The 17,009-nt window shown below is 38.9% G+C and carries 12 protein-coding genes and 1 pseudogene; all 13 read left to right on the top strand.

The window, feature by feature from the left end; all coding sequences use genetic code 11:
• Positions 1-129 precede the first annotated feature (129 nt).
• Positions 130-1,686, top strand: coding sequence for a sigma-54-dependent Fis family transcriptional regulator (locus tag GM418_RS15600; RefSeq protein ID WP_158867936.1), 1,557 nt, complete (start codon positions 130-132; stop codon positions 1,684-1,686).
• Between the two features lie 27 nt (positions 1,687-1,713).
• A complete protein-coding gene (locus GM418_RS15605) occupies positions 1,714-2,181 on the top strand; it encodes a GNAT family N-acetyltransferase (protein WP_158867938.1) in 468 nt (155 codons plus the stop codon).
• A 39-nt stretch (positions 2,182-2,220) separates the two neighbouring features.
• Entirely contained in the window at positions 2,221-2,796 is a 576-nt protein-coding gene (locus GM418_RS15610) for an RNA polymerase sigma-70 factor (RefSeq protein ID WP_158867940.1), read from the top strand.
• 79 nt (positions 2,797-2,875) lie between these two features.
• On the top strand, positions 2,876-3,868 hold the full coding sequence (locus GM418_RS15615) for a FecR family protein (protein ID WP_158867942.1): 993 nt from the start codon (positions 2,876-2,878) through the stop codon (positions 3,866-3,868).
• A 185-nt stretch (positions 3,869-4,053) separates the two neighbouring features.
• Complete coding sequence (locus GM418_RS15620) at positions 4,054-7,398, top strand: SusC/RagA family TonB-linked outer membrane protein (protein WP_217447486.1); 3,345 nt, start codon at positions 4,054-4,056, stop codon at positions 7,396-7,398.
• A 25-nt stretch (positions 7,399-7,423) separates the two neighbouring features.
• Positions 7,424-8,965, top strand: coding sequence for a RagB/SusD family nutrient uptake outer membrane protein (locus GM418_RS15625; RefSeq protein ID WP_217447487.1), 1,542 nt, complete (start codon positions 7,424-7,426; stop codon positions 8,963-8,965).
• Positions 8,966-9,316: 351 nt separating this feature from the next.
• Positions 9,317-10,651, top strand: a complete 1,335-nt coding sequence (locus tag GM418_RS15630) for a Gfo/Idh/MocA family protein (protein WP_217447488.1) — start codon at positions 9,317-9,319, stop codon at positions 10,649-10,651.
• A 167-nt stretch (positions 10,652-10,818) separates the two neighbouring features.
• Positions 10,819-11,691 (top strand): PIG-L deacetylase family protein, encoded by an 873-nt coding sequence (locus GM418_RS15635; RefSeq protein ID WP_158867946.1) that lies wholly within the window; start codon positions 10,819-10,821, stop codon positions 11,689-11,691.
• 63 nt (positions 11,692-11,754) lie between these two features.
• Complete coding sequence (locus GM418_RS15640; protein WP_158867948.1) at positions 11,755-12,474, top strand: 3-keto-disaccharide hydrolase; 720 nt, start codon at positions 11,755-11,757, stop codon at positions 12,472-12,474.
• Positions 12,475-12,523: 49 nt separating this feature from the next.
• Positions 12,524-13,396, top strand: coding sequence for a sugar phosphate isomerase/epimerase family protein (locus tag GM418_RS15645; protein WP_158867950.1), 873 nt, complete (start codon positions 12,524-12,526; stop codon positions 13,394-13,396).
• A gap of 68 nt (positions 13,397-13,464) precedes the next feature.
• A pseudogene (locus tag GM418_RS15650) lies at positions 13,465-14,721 on the top strand (3-keto-disaccharide hydrolase).
• 46 nt (positions 14,722-14,767) lie between these two features.
• Entirely contained in the window at positions 14,768-16,072 is a 1,305-nt protein-coding gene (locus GM418_RS15655; RefSeq protein ID WP_158867952.1) for a Gfo/Idh/MocA family protein, read from the top strand.
• A 7-nt stretch (positions 16,073-16,079) separates the two neighbouring features.
• Entirely contained in the window at positions 16,080-16,994 is a 915-nt protein-coding gene (locus GM418_RS15660) for a sugar phosphate isomerase/epimerase family protein (RefSeq protein ID WP_158867954.1), read from the top strand.
• Positions 16,995-17,009: the final 15 nt, after the last annotated feature.

Genomic DNA, 17,009 nt, shown 5'->3' on the forward strand with positions numbered 1-17,009 from the left:
GAAGAAGAACATGTTTTTAAAATTCAGGTTAAAAAAATGTATAAATGTCATTATTTAATTTGTTTTTATGTCATAAGTGTTCAATAATCTCCATTTTTGTAGAAGTTAGGTAGTAAAAGAATTGGTTAAATGGAGATAAAATGCAGAAAAGCAGGTGACGAATGTTATGGGCTAAGAGAGATGATCTTGCTCTTTGACATTAGTCAGCGTTTAATTCAAACCCGCCAACTCAAGGATGATTTACCCACCATACTTCGTATGATCGTAGAATATCTGGAAGCAGAACGAAGTTTTCTTTCAATTTTTAACAGGGAAAGTTCAAAAATTTACATTGAGGCAGCGTATGGACTTAGTTCTGCCCAACGGGCAAAGGGAAAGTACGAATTAGGTGAAGGAATTACAGGGAAAGTAGTTGAAATGGTTCGACCTGTTGTTATTGAAAAGATTTCAAAGTCCAGTTTGTTTTTGAATAAAACAAACCAGGAAATTCACAAAAACGGGAAAGAGCTTTCAATAATTTGTGTGCCCATTGTAGACAGTGCGAAAGTTGTTGGAACATTGAGCGTTGTCCGGGTTTATAATCCTCACATTTCTTTTGATGAAGACATTCGAATGCTAACAATCATAGGTTCTTTAATCGGGCAGGTAGTGCGGTACCGGCAGGAAAAGATGGAAGAACTGGAATTACTGAAACAAAAAAATCTTGAACTGGAGACAAAACTTTCAGGTATCAGGAATTTGAATATGATTGGGAATTCATCAAAGATGCGTGATGTTTTTTCCTTGGTTCAGATGGTTGGGAAAACAAATTCTACTGTACTTATACGCGGAGAAAGTGGTGTTGGTAAAGAACTTGTTGCCGATGCCATTCACATGGCAAGTGCGCGAAACGATAAAACCTTTGTAAAAGTGAATTGTTCTGCCTTGCCCGAATCACTAATTGAAAGTGAATTATTTGGACACGAAAAAGGAGCTTTCACAGGAGCTGACTCACAAAGGAAAGGGAGGTTTGAACTGGCAAATAAAGGAACCATATTTTTGGATGAAATCGGGGATATTCCGCTGTCGGCACAGGTGAAAATATTGAGAATAATTCAGCAGCGACAATTTGAAAGACTGGGCGGAACTGAAACAATAAGTACCGATGTGCGAATAATTGCCGCAACCAACCGTAATTTGGAAGAAATGATAAAAGACGGAGAATTTCGCGAAGATTTATATTATCGTATTAATGTTTTCCCGATTTTTATACCGTCGCTTCGCGAGCGCAGGAATGATATTCCATTGTTGGTCGATCATTTTATAGAAAAGTTCAACAAGGAAAATAATTCAAAAATTAAACGAATTACCACGTCCGCACTTAATATGTTAATGGTATACTCGTGGCCAGGTAATATCCGCGAGTTGGAAAATTGTATTGAACGGGCCTGTATTTTAAGCAGTGACAATGTAATTCACAGTTACCATTTGCCACCTTCGCTTCAAACAGCTGATTCAACAAATACTTCAGCCAAAGGAGGAATGATTTATACCGTCGAGCAGGTAGAAAAACAATTGATACGGGAAGCACTGACTTCGACCAAAGGCAACATTGTAAAAGCCGCGGAAAATTTAAAAATTACCGAAAGAATGTTGGGTACCCGGCTAAAAAAGTATAATATTGAAGCTTGGAGATTTAAAGTTTAAAAAAGCAAAAAGCAACAAACTGGGGTGATGAGAAAAAGAATAGTTCAGGTTGATTTAAACGACAGAAGGCACTGCGATGCGTTGCTCCGGCTTTTAAATGATTATATGCTTGACGAAATGGGGATTGGAGAAGCAATGCCCACAGATTTGGGACCCAAAATCATTAACGGCCTGAAAAATCATCCGGCATATATCGGTTTTTTTGTTTGTATTGACGACAACTTTGCTGCGCTTGCCAATTGTAACCTTAATTTTTCAACCTGGAAAGCTAAACCTTTAATTAATATTCACGATTTTATCGTCTGTCCAAATTATAGAAAACTGGGCGTTGGTCTTTTTTTGTTGAATGAAATAGCAGTTTACGCAACAGAAAAAGGATATTACAGGATAAATTTGGAAGTCCGGAACGACAATTACAAAGCTCAAAATCTTTACAGAAAGGCAGGATTTGAAGAATGTAATCCGCCAAATTATTTCTGGGAGAAAAAATTATAGTATTTAGATTGTATAAATTTTTCGGAATTAATGAATTAAATGTCTGGACAAGATTTTTTATTTAAGAACAACAAAGAAGTTTTTAAGGACATCTTTCTTGAATACTACCAGCCACTTTGTCATTTAAGTAGCTATTATATTGAAAATGAAGATGAAGCCAGAGGTATAGTACAAGAAGCCTTTATAAAGTTGTGGGAACTTAGAAATGAGTTGGGGCAGGATTCTAACATAAAAAATTTTTTATTTACTCTTGTGAAAAATGGCAGTCTGAATGTTTTAAAACGCCGGAAAGTTCTTTTAAAACATCACAACAAGATAAGAGAAGCGGAAATTCACTATCAATTTGAAAGTTTGAGTAGAATTAACGAAGATTATCTGGAATTTAAAGAGTTAAAAGAAAAGATTGATGTTGCAATAAAAAATCTTCCTGAACATTGTCGTGTTGTTTTTGAAATGAGCCGGTTTAACGAACTGAAAAATCGAGAAATTGCTGAAAAAATCGGAATCTCGCAGAAAGCAGTGGAGGCCCGGATGACTAAAGCCCTCAAAATATTAAAAGATGAGCTAAAAGATTATTTGCCTGCAGTGTTTTTTATTGGCCTTTTTCTTCAATAACTTTTTTTTTAAAAAAAAATACTTTTTGGTTAGGGTGTCCTTTTGTTTGATTGTTTATTTATAAAAAAACAATCTGCTCATGAATGAAGGCTTGTGGTTACATATTATCAAAGGGGAAGCCACTAATAAAGAAAAGGAGGAATTTTTCAATCAACTGAAAAATGATAAAAACGAAGAGGAACTGTTTTATAAAGTAAAAAGTCTCTGGTTAAGAATCTCGATGCATCATGCCGATGCAGACGTTGATTCTGAGTTTGAAAATTTATGGCGAAAAATTAGAAAGGAAGAGAAGATAAAAACACGGGTAACAGGTGCAAAGATGTTCCGGTATGCAGCAGTTTTTATTTTACTGCTTGGCATCGGAGGTATCGCAGGTTATCTGGTTTCTCAGAAAAACCTTGACTATCGCGGACCGGGACTCCAAAAATATATCGCTACCCGGGGAAGTGTAAGTATTCTGGAATTATCTGATGGGACAAAAGTCTGGTTGAATTCCGAGTCAGAGCTTACCTTTCGCGAAGATTACAAAAATAATCAACGCTATGCAGAACTTGCAGGAGAAGCCTATTTTGAAGTTACACATCGCGAAGATTGTCCGTTGATAGTAAAAGTTGGTAATCTTTTGGTTCGCGACTTAGGGACAACGTTTAATATCAAAGCATATCCTGAAGACAATTATATTGAAACATCTTTGGTAGAAGGTAAGGCTGATATTTTAGCTACTTCCGGAAAAAAGATAATTGAACTTGCCCCGGGCGAGAGCGCAATGTATCATGTTATTGAAAAAAGGATGGAACTCCGGACAATCACTGATAATGTTTTATCGGCGTGGAGAGACGGAAAATTTGTTATTCGCGACCAGAGTTTGGAGGATATTTTTAAGGAACTCAGCCGTTGGTACGGCATAGAGTTTGAATTTCAAAATGATAAACTCAGGGATTACAGGTTTACCGGAAATATAAAAAAATCTACTACTGTTTTGCATGTCCTAAAAGTTTTAAGGGCAGCCACCGATTTTAATTACAAAATTATTGAGAGTGTAGACAAGCCCGATATAGTTGTAGTTTATTAGTTAGAATTTAATTTTTATTAAGCAGTTAAATGAATTTTAAAATTTAAAAGCCTATGAAGTAAATCTTACAAAATGAAAAAAACCGAGATGCTGTCAACATCCCGGTCCACACTTTTTTGAAATTTTGGTTAAGGTAATTTGCCGATTACCAAAACCACATTATTAACAAATAAGCAAACAAAATTATGAAGAAAAAACGATTTTTCCGAGCCGGTGTATGGCCTGGGATTAAGAAACTATTGGTAATCATGAAAATAACGACTTTATTATTGTTTTTTTCTGCAATGGCGATGGCTACCGGAAGTTACTCACAAGATATCCGGTTTGATTTAAGTGTCAGAGATGCCTCTATCGTGCAAGTATTGGAAGAAATTGAAAAACAAACGGAATTCGGATTTTTGTTTAAAACAAATCAACTGAATCTGGATGAGCGATATACGCTCGATTTAAAAAAGGCCAAAATAGAAACGGTAATGAGTAAAATCCTCATTGGTGATCTCTATTCTTATCAAATAATGGATCGTATTATCGTCATTTCAAAACGGAGTACAGAAGTATCGACTAATGGAGATCAGAGCTCTGAGAAAGTTACCGGAAAGGTTACCGACAATAACGGACAGCCACTTCCCGGGGTTACCGTTTTGGTAAAAGGTACAACCAGCGGAACAGTTACCGATGTAGATGGGCAATACACTTTGTCTGATGTGCCCGAAGATGCAACACTGCAATTTTCATTTGTTGGGATGTTAACTCAGGAAATTGTTGTTGGAAATCAAACCTCGATTGATATTTCAATGACAGAGGATGCGATCGGACTCGATGAAGTAATGGTTATAGGTTACGGTACTCAGAAAAAAGCGGATTTAACCGGCGCCGTTAGTGCTGTTCAGGGGGAAGATCTGGCGAAAAAAATTGATGTAACGAATACCGCGACTGCATTGCAGGGAATGTCTCCGGGATTGACAGTTCAAAATTTCGCAGGAGAACCTGGTCGTGAAGATGTAAGAGTGAGAATAAGGGGAAATGGTACACTTAACAATTCAAATCCATTAGTGTTGGTTGATGGAATTGAACGTTCTCTGGCAACAGTTGAACCCGGTGATATAGAATCGTTAACTTTACTGAAAGATGCAGCTTCCGCTGCAATTTATGGTTCAAGGGCAGCAAATGGTGTTATTCTTATTACTACAAAACGTGGTGCAGCAGGTGCAACAACCGTTAACTATAGTTACAATGTTGGGGTGCAAAATATTTTAGGTTATCCCGAAAAAGCTGACACAAAAAGCTGGCTGGAACTTGACAACGATGCGTATGTTCACGCAGGATTGCCAGCCTTACATTCTCAAGAGCAAATTGATAATATTCTTGCTGGAACTAACATATATGAATATCCATGGGTAGATTATGAATCATATCTTTTCAATAAAAATGCAGTTCAGCAACGTCATAATGTAAGCATTACATCTGGTGGGGATTATGGTAAAATTTTTGCGTCAGTAAATTATCTCGATCAAGATGGTGCTATTGTCAATTTTAACAATAAACGTTTGTCAGCGAGAATAAATTCAGATTTATACATTACGGATAAATTGACTGCTAGCTTCAATATGAATTATATGAATAAAAAAGCCTCAGGTCCTGGCTTTACTGCTCAGCGATTGGTTCAGGCAATGCTTCACATTAACAGAGATATTGTTGGCAGATATCCGGATGGAACATACGATTTGGTTGGCGGACAATGGAATGCTATTGCTATGAGTGAAAATGGTGAAAGGTTATTGGATAGAGATGAAATTGTAAGTCAGGTAGGACTTGAATATAAAATTTTACCTTACCTTACTCTTAAAGGCGATGTCACTCTAAAATCATACTCACAACATGAATCTACCTTTATGAATTCGCTTCAGGGTATGAGGAATTATTTAACAGGTGAACTGGTAACAGTTGGTGGCTGGTTTGCTACTAATAGTCTTACAGAAACACAGGAAAACACCAAGGAATGGAGTCAGAGAGCATACCTGAATTTTGACAAAAATTTTGGCAAACATGATGTTAAGGCGACTGTTGGATATGAAGGTATATCGAATAAATGGCTCGATCTTGAAGGATACCGCCAGGATTTTTTCAACAACGATTTACGGGATTTAAGTGCAGGTGCAGCTAGTGCACAAGAAGGGAATGGATCACATACCGAATGGGCTCTCCAATCGTTCTTCGGAAGAGTTAATTACGCGTATGAAGACAAATATTTATTCCAGGCAAATGTTCGATACGATGGTTCTTCCAGATTTGCAGAAGGTAACAGATGGGGTATTTTCCCTTCATTCTCGGCAGGTTGGCGTATTTCTCAGGAGGGTTTTCTGCAGGATAACGATGTTATCACTAACCTGAGGCTTAGGGGATCATGGGGGCAATTAGGGAATCAGGATATCGGTCTTTGGAGATACCTGAACACATATGATCTTAATCAACCATATTCGTTCAATGGCAGTGTGGTTTCGGGGGCAGCAGTTACAACTGCCGGGAACCCGGACATTACCTGGGAAACAACAACAATGACCAACATTGGGTTTGACCTTGGCTTATTTAACAGTCTGGAAGTAGTTGCTGAATATTACTGGAACTTAACTACAGATATTCTGCTTAGTTTACCAATTGCGCCAACAACTGGTGTTGATCCTCCCACTCAAAATGCAGCATCGGTTTCTAATAATGGTTATGAAATCTCTGTAAATTATTACAGCCCTAAAAGAAATGATGGTGGATTTGAATATTCAATTGGTCTTAATTTTTCTGATGTAAGAAACAAAATTGAGGATTTGGCAGGAACGGGGCCTTACTTCCCTGATAAATTTACGGTTTGGCAAGAAGGTTATTCTATGACATCATTACGAGGATTGAAATCGCCAGGAATATATAAATCGCAGGCTGATTTTGATAAGTATCCGGCAACAATAGTTCCCCAGGTCGGTATTGGTGATATTATTTATGAAGATTTAAATGGTGATGGTGTTATTACTCAGTCGATTTATCCTGATGGAGACCAATATATAATGGCAGACGAAGATCCGCATTATGAATTTGGTATAACTGCTTCAGCAACATATAAATCATTTGATTTCTCAGTATTCTTTCAAGGTGCATTGGAAAAGTGGCATACACTTGATGGCGCACTGATGGAAGGTCCAAACTGGGGGAACTTTATTCCGAAGGTTATGACTGAAGAAACATGGGATCCTGAAAAAAATCCTGATGGAACATGGCCAATTGTGACTTATGGAAACAGTTGGAACCTTCAAGAATCTGATTTCTGGATTCAGGATTCAAAATATATAAGATTAAAAAGTGCTCAGTTGGGATATAACATCAGGCCTTCCAAATATATTTCCAATATTAGGGTATATCTGTCGGGTGAAAATTTATTGACACTTACACCTACAAAACTTTTTGATCCTGAAACACCAAGAGGTAGAAGTCAGTTCTTTCCCCACTCTAAAGTTGTAAGTGCTGGTGTAAATATTACTTTTTAATAGTGATTAATTTAATATGTTTATTATGAAAAAAAATATTATTATCCTATTTATATCGATATCAATTTTAGGACTTCCGGGTTGTGAGAATGCATTGGATACAATCCCTACCGGATCAGTTTCTGAATTGATTTTTTGGCAGAACCAAAGTGATGCCGAATTAGCTGTTAATGCAGCGTACAGAGAACTGGACGGAAATGGAATAGCATACCTGTCAACCGCTACTGAACTTGCCATGCATGCTCCTTCCGGCCCGCAAACAATGTATGATGTGGCTGTTGGTAATCTCGATCCTACTAATTATAGTATTCGTGACTATTGGGCACGTTATTGGGTTGGTATCAGAAAAGCAAATGATCCAATTCAGAATATAGATAAAATTGAGACCGGTGATCCAGAAGTACTGGCAAGATTAAAAGCAGAAGCTCGGTTTCTGCGTGCTTATTATTACACTATGCTCACCACTTTATATGGCGATGTACCGCTCGTTACTGAACCATTGGATATCACGGCTCAGGTAAGTCGCACAAGTAAATCGGAGGTAGTTGATTTTATAATTGGTGAATTGGATGCGATTACAGGTACACTTCCTGTAAGTTATTCGGGAGATGATATTGGAAGAGCCACACGAGGTGCTGCATTGGCATTGAAGGCAAGGGTAGCCTTGTATAATGACAGATATTCCGTTGCCCGCGATGCAGCTAAAGCAGTAATGGATTTAGGTGTATATGATTTATACCCGGATTATCAGAAGCTGTTTTGGTATGAAGGCAAGAATTCAAGTGAAGTTATTTTTGATCACCAGTACGGTGTGGGTTACGGATATACAAATTATATATCCAGGTCTGCAGCTTCGCTTGGAGGAGGGTCAGGAGTTGACCCTTTAAGGGCTTATTTATTAATTCATGAATACAAGGGAACTCAAGATCCTGAAAACGAATATACAGGTCTGGATCCAAGATTTGGCTATAATGTTTTGTATCCGGGAGCTGTTGAACCCAATGGTGCGATTTATAATTCGCTACCATCCAGTACAACACAAGATCAGTTAGCATCAACCGAATTTACCACGAATTATGGATTTAATATTGTAAAAGGTGTAGATTGGGCAGGAGATGGAGGCAATCCAGAACAATCAACAATCAATTTTATCCTGATTCGTTATGCGGATGTATTACTTATGTATGCAGAAGCAAAGATTGAATTAAATGAGATAGATGACAGTGTTTACGATGCTATTAACGAGGTTCGTACACGCCCAACAGTTGAAATGCCAGCGATCACAACTGGTAAGTCTCAAAGTGAAATGAGGGAAATTGTCCAGAGAGAACGTAAAGTTGAATTGGCTTGGGAAGGCCTTCATTTGTTTGACATGAACCGTTGGCAGCAAGGTGAACTAAAAACTCAACAGGTTCTTGGTATCAGATACAAGAATGATGCTGGTGAATGGGTTATTGTTAATAACAATTTGACCCGTAATTTTAGACCAGACAGAGACTATTTATGGCCAATACCACAGAACGAAATAGAAGTAAATGATAATATAGGACAAAATCCAAATTATTGATTATTCGAAAAAAATCTAATGGGGGGTGTTAAAACTCTTCATTAGATTTTGAATCTGATACATATTAATAGTTGAAAGTTACTATTAATACAATATTCTCTTTTCAATCAATATTAATTACTTTGATGAATTATTACCTCAATCAATTTATAGATTCATAAGAGATAACACAGTAAATTGTTACTTAGGTTTTTTCACGCAGAACTTGTTGAATATCAGGTTGAAATAGTACAACTTTGGCATGCTTCTAATGTTCAGTATTGTGCTAAAATAAGGGTCATAGCTTAACGTTTGGAAGGAGATTGAATCATTTGTTCATATGAACTATTATAAAAATTTAAAAAATTGAATATGAAATTTGATCGTCGGGATTTCATTACCAAAACAACACTGGGAACCATTGGTGCGGCAAGTATTTTATCCGCTTGTTCTTCAGAAAAATCAAAAAAGGAAGAAATTCAGTTACCCGAGTTACTGGATCAGGCTCCGGATGGAAAAGTACTAAAAGCAGGACTAATAGGCTGTGGAGGCCGGGGAACAGGCGCTGCAATCAATTTTCTGGATGCCGGACCAAATCTCCAAATTACTGCTTTGGGTGACGTTTTTCAGGATAGAATAGACAGTTGTCGGGAAAAATTAAAAACTGAAAAAGGAGTTGAGATTGCCGATGAAAACTGTTTTTTGGGTTTTGACAGTTACGAAAAAGTAATTGATTCGGGTGTAGACCTTGTGCTTTTATGCACTCCTCCGCATTTTCGCCCTGCCCATGTGGAAGCCGCTGTAAATGCACGGAAGCACATTTTTATGGAAAAGCCAATAGCTGTCGATCCGGTAGGAGCCCGCTCTGTAATGGCGTCGGCAAAAAAAGCTGAGGCCATTGGTTTAAGTATGGTAAGCGGCACTGTTCGCAGGGTACAGAAAGATTATATGGAAACACAACGGCGCGTGGCAAATGGTGAAATAGGTGAAATTACAGGGGCAAATATTATCAGAAATGGTGGTGCATTGTGGTACCGCAACCGTCAACCCGAATGGAGCGACATGGAATATATGATACGTAACTGGGTAAATTTCTGCTGGCTTTCCGGCGACCATATTACCGAACAATTTATACATGAAATTGATGTAATGAACTGGCATGTTGATAAAATTCCGGTAAAAGCGATCGGTTGGGGTGGCCGGCAACGTAGAGTAACAGGCGATCAGTACGACTTTTTCAGCATTGAATATGTTTACGATAACGGGATGCGCACCCACTGCGCAGCGCGCCAGATTAACGGATGCACAAACCAAAAAGTACAGCAAATAAACGGAACAAACGGATATGCCGATGCTGCCGGAATAATTTACGACTTAGAAGGTAATGAAATATGGAAATATCCCCATCCGGAAGAGGACGACACAAATTCAAAATGGAAAGTGACAAATCCGTTTGTGCAGGAACATATTAATCTTGTTGCTTCTATCCGGGCAGGAAAGCCAATTAGTGATGCCGAAGCACAGATAAACTCAACACTTATTACAATAATGGGCAGAATTTCGGCATACACAGGTAAAGATGTAAGCTGGGAGGAAATGCTAAATTCTGATTTATACCTTGGACCTAAAACTTATGTTCTTGGCCCGGTGCCTGAAATAAAGGAAGAAATTCCGGTGGCAGGTGCACCTGCTCCGGGGAGTTTGTGAAATATTTTTTAAAGAGTTTTCCCGGTAGCTGAGAATTGATGTAGAACACAGGTTCGACCGGTTTAAAAAGAGAAGTTCTTTGCGAAATGCGGTTATCGATTTTTTGCAAAAGTTAAACCGGTTATTTTTTATCTAATAAACTACTTAATCTTCTTAAAACTGATAATATGAAATTTATTCTAGTACTTTTTTTTATTGTGTTTACAACACTGTTTACCACGGCTCAAAACGAAAAACTGAATATTGTAGTAATAGGTGCTCACCCTGATGATGCAGATCTTAAAGCAGGAGGTACAGCTATTAAATTTGTCGGGCTTGGGCACAATGTATTGTTCGTTTCACTTACGAATGGTGACGCCGGACATTATAAAACAGGAGGTGGCGCTTTGGCAAAAATACGAATTGCAGAAGCAAAAGAAGCCGGCAAAAGATTTGGCGTAACCTACAAAGTTCTCGATAATCATGATGGAGAGCTGATGCCCGATTTGCATGTTCGTTTGCAACTTATCCGGTTAATAAGGGAGTGGAATGCTGATGTGGTCATTGGCCCACGCCCGAATGACTATCACCCTGATCACCGAAATGCTTCAATATTAGTACAGGATGCAGCATATATGGTTATTGTACCGAATGTGGCACCGGACACTCCTCCTCTAAAGAAAAATCCGGTATTTCTTTATGCCGAGGACAGGTTTCAAAAACCCTATCCTTTTCGCCCCGATATTGCGGTGGATATTTCAGATGTTGTTGATCAGAAAGTATATGCTGTAGCTGCTCATAAATCGCAGTTTTTTGAATGGTTGCCCTGGGTTGACGGCTCTTTGGATTCTGTCCCGCCAACAGAAGAGGGGAAATTGGAATGGCTTAAAAATCTTCGGGTACACCAGGTTAAGCCATCTGTTAAACAATCATTGATAAAATGGTACGGAGAAGAGAAAGGAAATAAAGCAGAAGTTGCCGAAGCTTTTGAAATATGCGAATATGGCAAACAACCCAATAAAGAAGATATTTATCGGCTGTTTCCCATGTTGAAGGAATAATGCAAGGTGTTTAACCCAACAGAGATAAAAGTAAAGAAAAGATTAATTATAACATTTAAAATTATGGCTCTAAAAAAAGAATTTGTTTTGGTATGTCTGATTATTTCAGCATTTCTGTTAGAATCAGGTGTTTTAAAAGCTCAGGTTCAGGTGGCCACATTTGGAAAGAATATTAATTATGAAGATGTTCTTTCAGCAAAATTAAAAAAGGCAGAGCCTGTAAAATGGGTTCAGGTGAATACCAACGCCGATACATGGAAAGTTGACGGGAAAATTTTGAAATGTACAGGGCTCCCCATCGGCGTAATTCGCAGTGAAAAGCAGTACGAAAATTTTATTATGCACATCGAATGGAGTCATCAGGAGGCAGGAGGTAATTCCGGGACATTTGTGTGGAGCAAAGCTCAACCTGGCGAAAATCGTCTTCCTGATGGCGTTGAGGTACAGATGCTGGATTTGGAATGGGTAAAATTAAATACCCGCGATGGTAAGGAACCACCTGTTGCATATGTTCATGGCGAATTGTTTGGTGTTGGCGGCGTAGAGATAACCCCTGAAAATCCGAGAGGTAAGCGCAGTAAATCAAAAGAAAACCGGGTACTGGGGAAAAAGAAATGGAATACCTACGATGTTGTTTGTGTTGATGGCAATATAAAACTTTCTGTTAACGGTAAGTTTGTAAATGGTATTACCAATTCATCGCAGAAAAGAGGTTACATATGTTTGGAAGCAGAAGGAGCAGAAATTCATTTCAGGAACATTCAAATTATTGAATTAGATTGATTTACACAGATAAAGCGGAAATTTATTTTAACAGTTAAAAACAAAAAAAATGAACGAATACCGTATCAATCGTCGTAATTTTCTTCAAAAGACAGCTATTCTTGGAGCAACCAGTATGTTAACTCCGGGATTTATATCCGGATTGAAAGCAAACCCTACACCAAGAATGGTAACAAATGATATATCTATTGCTCAGTGGTCATTGGTCGATGAAATCAGAAAAGGAAAGTGGAAAACACTTGATTTTCCCAAAATAGCGCGGGAAGATTTTGACATCAATGGTATTGAATTCGTCAATACTTTATTTGAGGTTCCAACATTACACTATTTAAAAACACTGAAACAGAATGCCAAAGACTATGGCATCTCCATGGTGCTGATAATGGTTGACGACGAAGGGGAGACCTGCACTCCATCAAAAGAAGAGAGAAAGCAAACCGTAATAAATCATCAGAAATGGATTGATATTGCCAATTATCTGGGATGTCATGCAATTCGCACAAACTGTCGTGGACCTGAGAATGCTCCCAAAGATGAAGCCTTAAAATGGGCAACAGAAACATATAATATGATGCTTGAGTATGCGGTGCCGGCTAATGTTAGTATTTTGATTGAAAATCACGGAAGGCTTTCCAACGATGCTGACTGGATGGAGGCTTTGATGAAACAAGTCAACCACCTCTATTTTGGTTCTTATCCGGATTGGAGAGAACCTGGCCCTGAGTTTGACAACGTAAACTTTCTGCGTAAAATGTTGCCATACGCAGGTGGTAATTCCTATCGTAACCAACCGACAGAAGAATTAACGGCGCAAATGATTAAAATGTGTAAAGATGCAGGTTATCGGGGATGGTATGGGATTGAGTCAAGCGGACGCGAAGCAATTCATCAAGGTAAAGCATTGTTAAAAAAGTATTTGTGAAAAGTGTTGACGGAGTATAAAAATCAGGGAAGAACGATAAATTTCAATATTTCTAATAGTAAAAAGTAATGAATTATAAATTATTTTATCTGTTACTAAGCGTAATTTTCATCTCGTCATGCGTACAAAAGAGCAATACGCTTTCGGAAAAAGAAAAAGAAGAAGGGTGGAAATTACTTTTCGACGGACGATCGCTGGATAATTGGAAAATGTATAATGGCGGTTCAGTATCCGGATGGATGGTTGAAGATGGATGTCTTGTCGCTCAGGGAAAAGGCGGCGACATTGGTGGTGACATTATCACGAAAGAACAATACGACAATTTTGAAATCTCCGTGGATTGGAAATCCGGCAAAGGAGGAAACAGCGGCTTAATGTATCATGTATTGGAAGGCGAAAATCTAAATGCGCCTTATCTAACCGGCCCCGAATATCAGTTTATCGATGAAGAAGGTTTTGACGGAAAGCTGGAGGAGTGGCAGAAGACCGGATGTGACTATGCTATGCATCTCCCGGATCTAAATAAAAAGAAGGCAAACCCGGCAGGGAAATGGAACAACAGCAAAATTGTTTTTGATAACGGACATGTGGAACATTGGCTGAATGGGGAAAAAATACTGGAATTTGAAGCCTGGACGCCTGACTGGTACAAACGTAGGGATAGCGGAAAATGGGAAAATATGCCTGAATATGGTTTGTCACCAACAGGACATATCTGTCTGCAAGACCACGGGGCTACGTTTTGGTTCAAAAATATTAAAATAAGGCCTTTACCTAAAGCTGAGAAGGAACCTGTCAGCCTTTTCAATGGGAAAGATCTTACCGGTTGGAAGATATTTGGAACAGAAAAGTGGTGGGTTGAAGACGGGCTGCTGATTTGTGAAAGTGGTCCGGATAAGAAATATGGTTATCTGGGAACCGAAAGATATTATAAAGACTTTGATTTAACGCTTGAATTTAAGCAGTAAGCCGATGGGAACAGCGGTGTTTTTATCCGGTCTGTAATTGAAGGTACCAAAATAGCCGGTTGGCAGGTTGAAGTAGCTCCCAAAAATCATGATACCGGAGGGATTTATGAATCATATGGAAGAGGCTGGCTGGTGCAAATTCCCGATGAAATGGAAAATATTCTCAAAGAGAACGAATGGAATACGATGAGAATTAAAGTAGTAGGCGACGAAATTACAACATGGCTGAACAGTGTACAGATGGTGAACCTGAAAGATAAAAAGATTGGTGAAGCTGTTGGGCGAGTAGCATTGCAAATTCACTCCGGAGGAGGGATAAAAATATTATGGAGAAATCTCAAATTAAAAGAATTGTAAAATATACGATCAAGGCATTTTTAATAAAAATAAAATTCTAAATATTATGGACTTATCAAGAAGACAATTTACGAAGATTGCCGGACTGGCAACAGTAGGAACAGTTATTTCATCCAACTCCGTTTGGGCTGCCAACAGTGATACATTGAAAGTTGGGCTTATTGGCTGCGGCGGTCGCGGGACAGGTGCTGCAGAGCAGGCTTTGAGTGCCGACCCGAATGTGGTGCTTTACGCAATGGCTGATGCTTTTTCTGATCATTTGGAAGAATCATATACTTCATTGAAGCAAAAATTTGGAGAAAAAGTACAGGTTGCAGCGAATAAAAAGTTTGTGGGATTAGATGCGTTCCAAAAACTTATTGATTCGGATGTTGACGTGGTTCTGTTGGCTACACCACCTGCTTTCAGACCGGAACATTTGGAAGCGGCGATAAATGCAGATAAACATATTTTTTGCGAAAAACCATTTGCTGTTGATGCTCCGGGTTTACGCCGGGTAATGATGGCAGCAAAAAAAGCAAAGGACAAACAGCTTTCCCTTGTTTCAGGGTTTTGCTGGAGATACCATATCCCAAAACGCGAGACATTTAGCCGTGTTTTAGACGGGCAGATAGGAGAAGTTGTTGCGGCTGAAGCCACATATAACACCGGTGAGTTGTGGTATAAAGAACGTCAGAAAGGTTGGTCGGATATGGAATACCAGTTACGCAACTGGCTTTACTACAACTGGCTGTCGGGCGATCATATTATCGAACAGGCCATACACAGTATTGATATGCTTTCGTGGGCGATGGGAGATGAGGCTCCTGTAAAAGTAAGTGGCACAGGCGGACGCCAAAAACGTACAGACAAAAAGTACGGCAATGTTTATGACCACTTTGGAATAACTTATGAATATTCAAATGGAACCAAAGCCTATGTTTTTTGTCGTCAGCAAACCGGAACTACGCCGTCGTATGCTGTTGAACTTACGGGTTTGGATGGTAAATGCCTTGTGGATTGCAGAACAGGATTACATGAAATAAAAGGAAAAAATCCCTGGAAATACGACGACGATACTAAATTTACAGATGAAAACGCTTATAAAAAGTCGAAAGTAAAAAATATGTATCAACAGGAACACGACGAATTGTTCGCTTCAATCAGAAGTGGAAAGCCTATGAATGACGGGGAATGGATGACCCGCTCCAATTTGCTGGCTATGGCTGGTCGAATGGCTGCTTACTCAGGAGAAACCATTTCATACGAACAGGCACTCTCGTCAATGGAAGTATTATTCCCGGGAGATATCTCGTGGAAAACCAAATACGACATTCCGATTGCTGTTCCGGGAATTAAAAAATTTAAATAGAAGGACCATGAACAGGAAAAATTTTATTAAATCGACAGCGCTTTTGGCGGGAGCAGCGACAATACTTCCCTCCACACTGTCGGCAAGCGTATCTCAGATAGAGGGTGCAGGAAAAGTTACCCTGAAAAAAAGTCTTGGCTTTGGTATGATAAAAGAGGAGTTGTCTCTGACTGATAAATTCAAATTGGTAAAAGATTTGGGTTTTGATGGGGTGGAGTTGAACAGTCCGATTGATTTGGACAAATCCGAAGTGCTGGAAGCCAAAGAAAAGTCAGGTATTGAACTTCCAAGTGTGGTGAACAAAGATCATTGGAAAAAACCTCTTTCTGATCCCAATCCCGAGGTGCGAAAGCAGTGTATCGAGTCTGTTGCCCAGTCATTACAGGATGTAAAAGACCTTGGTGGCGATACTGTTTTAGTAGTACCTGGTGTTGTAAACGAAGAAGTGGATTATGAACAGGCTTATAATACAGCACTTGGTTCCATTCGGGAATTAATCCCTTATGCAGAGAAAACGGGGATGCAAATTGCGCTGGAGAACGTATGGAATAATTTTTTATTAAGCCCGGTTGAAGCTAAACGGTTTGTGGATGAAATCAACCATCCCTTAGTGGGCTGGTATTTTGATATTGGTAACATTATGCGCTACGGTTGGCCTGAACAATGGATTAAGACACTTAATTCGCGTATTATGAAACTCCACATCAAAGAATACAGTCGCGAGTTGATGAATACGAAAGGGCTGTGGGAAGGTTTCAAGGTTAACCTGTTGGATGGAGATAATAACTGGCCGGTCGTAATGAAAGCAGTGAGTGAAATCAATCACCAGGGAGGCTGGTTAACAGCTGAAGTGAGTGGTGGAGACAGAACGCGTCTGAAAGATATATCAGAAAGAATGGATAAAATTCTCGGATATTTGTAGTTTTAGTTTAGTTAA

Origin of the sequence: Maribellus comscasis (assembly GCF_009762775.1) — a bacterium.
In the GTDB taxonomy this organism is placed as follows: domain Bacteria; phylum Bacteroidota; class Bacteroidia; order Bacteroidales; family Prolixibacteraceae; genus Draconibacterium; species Draconibacterium comscasis.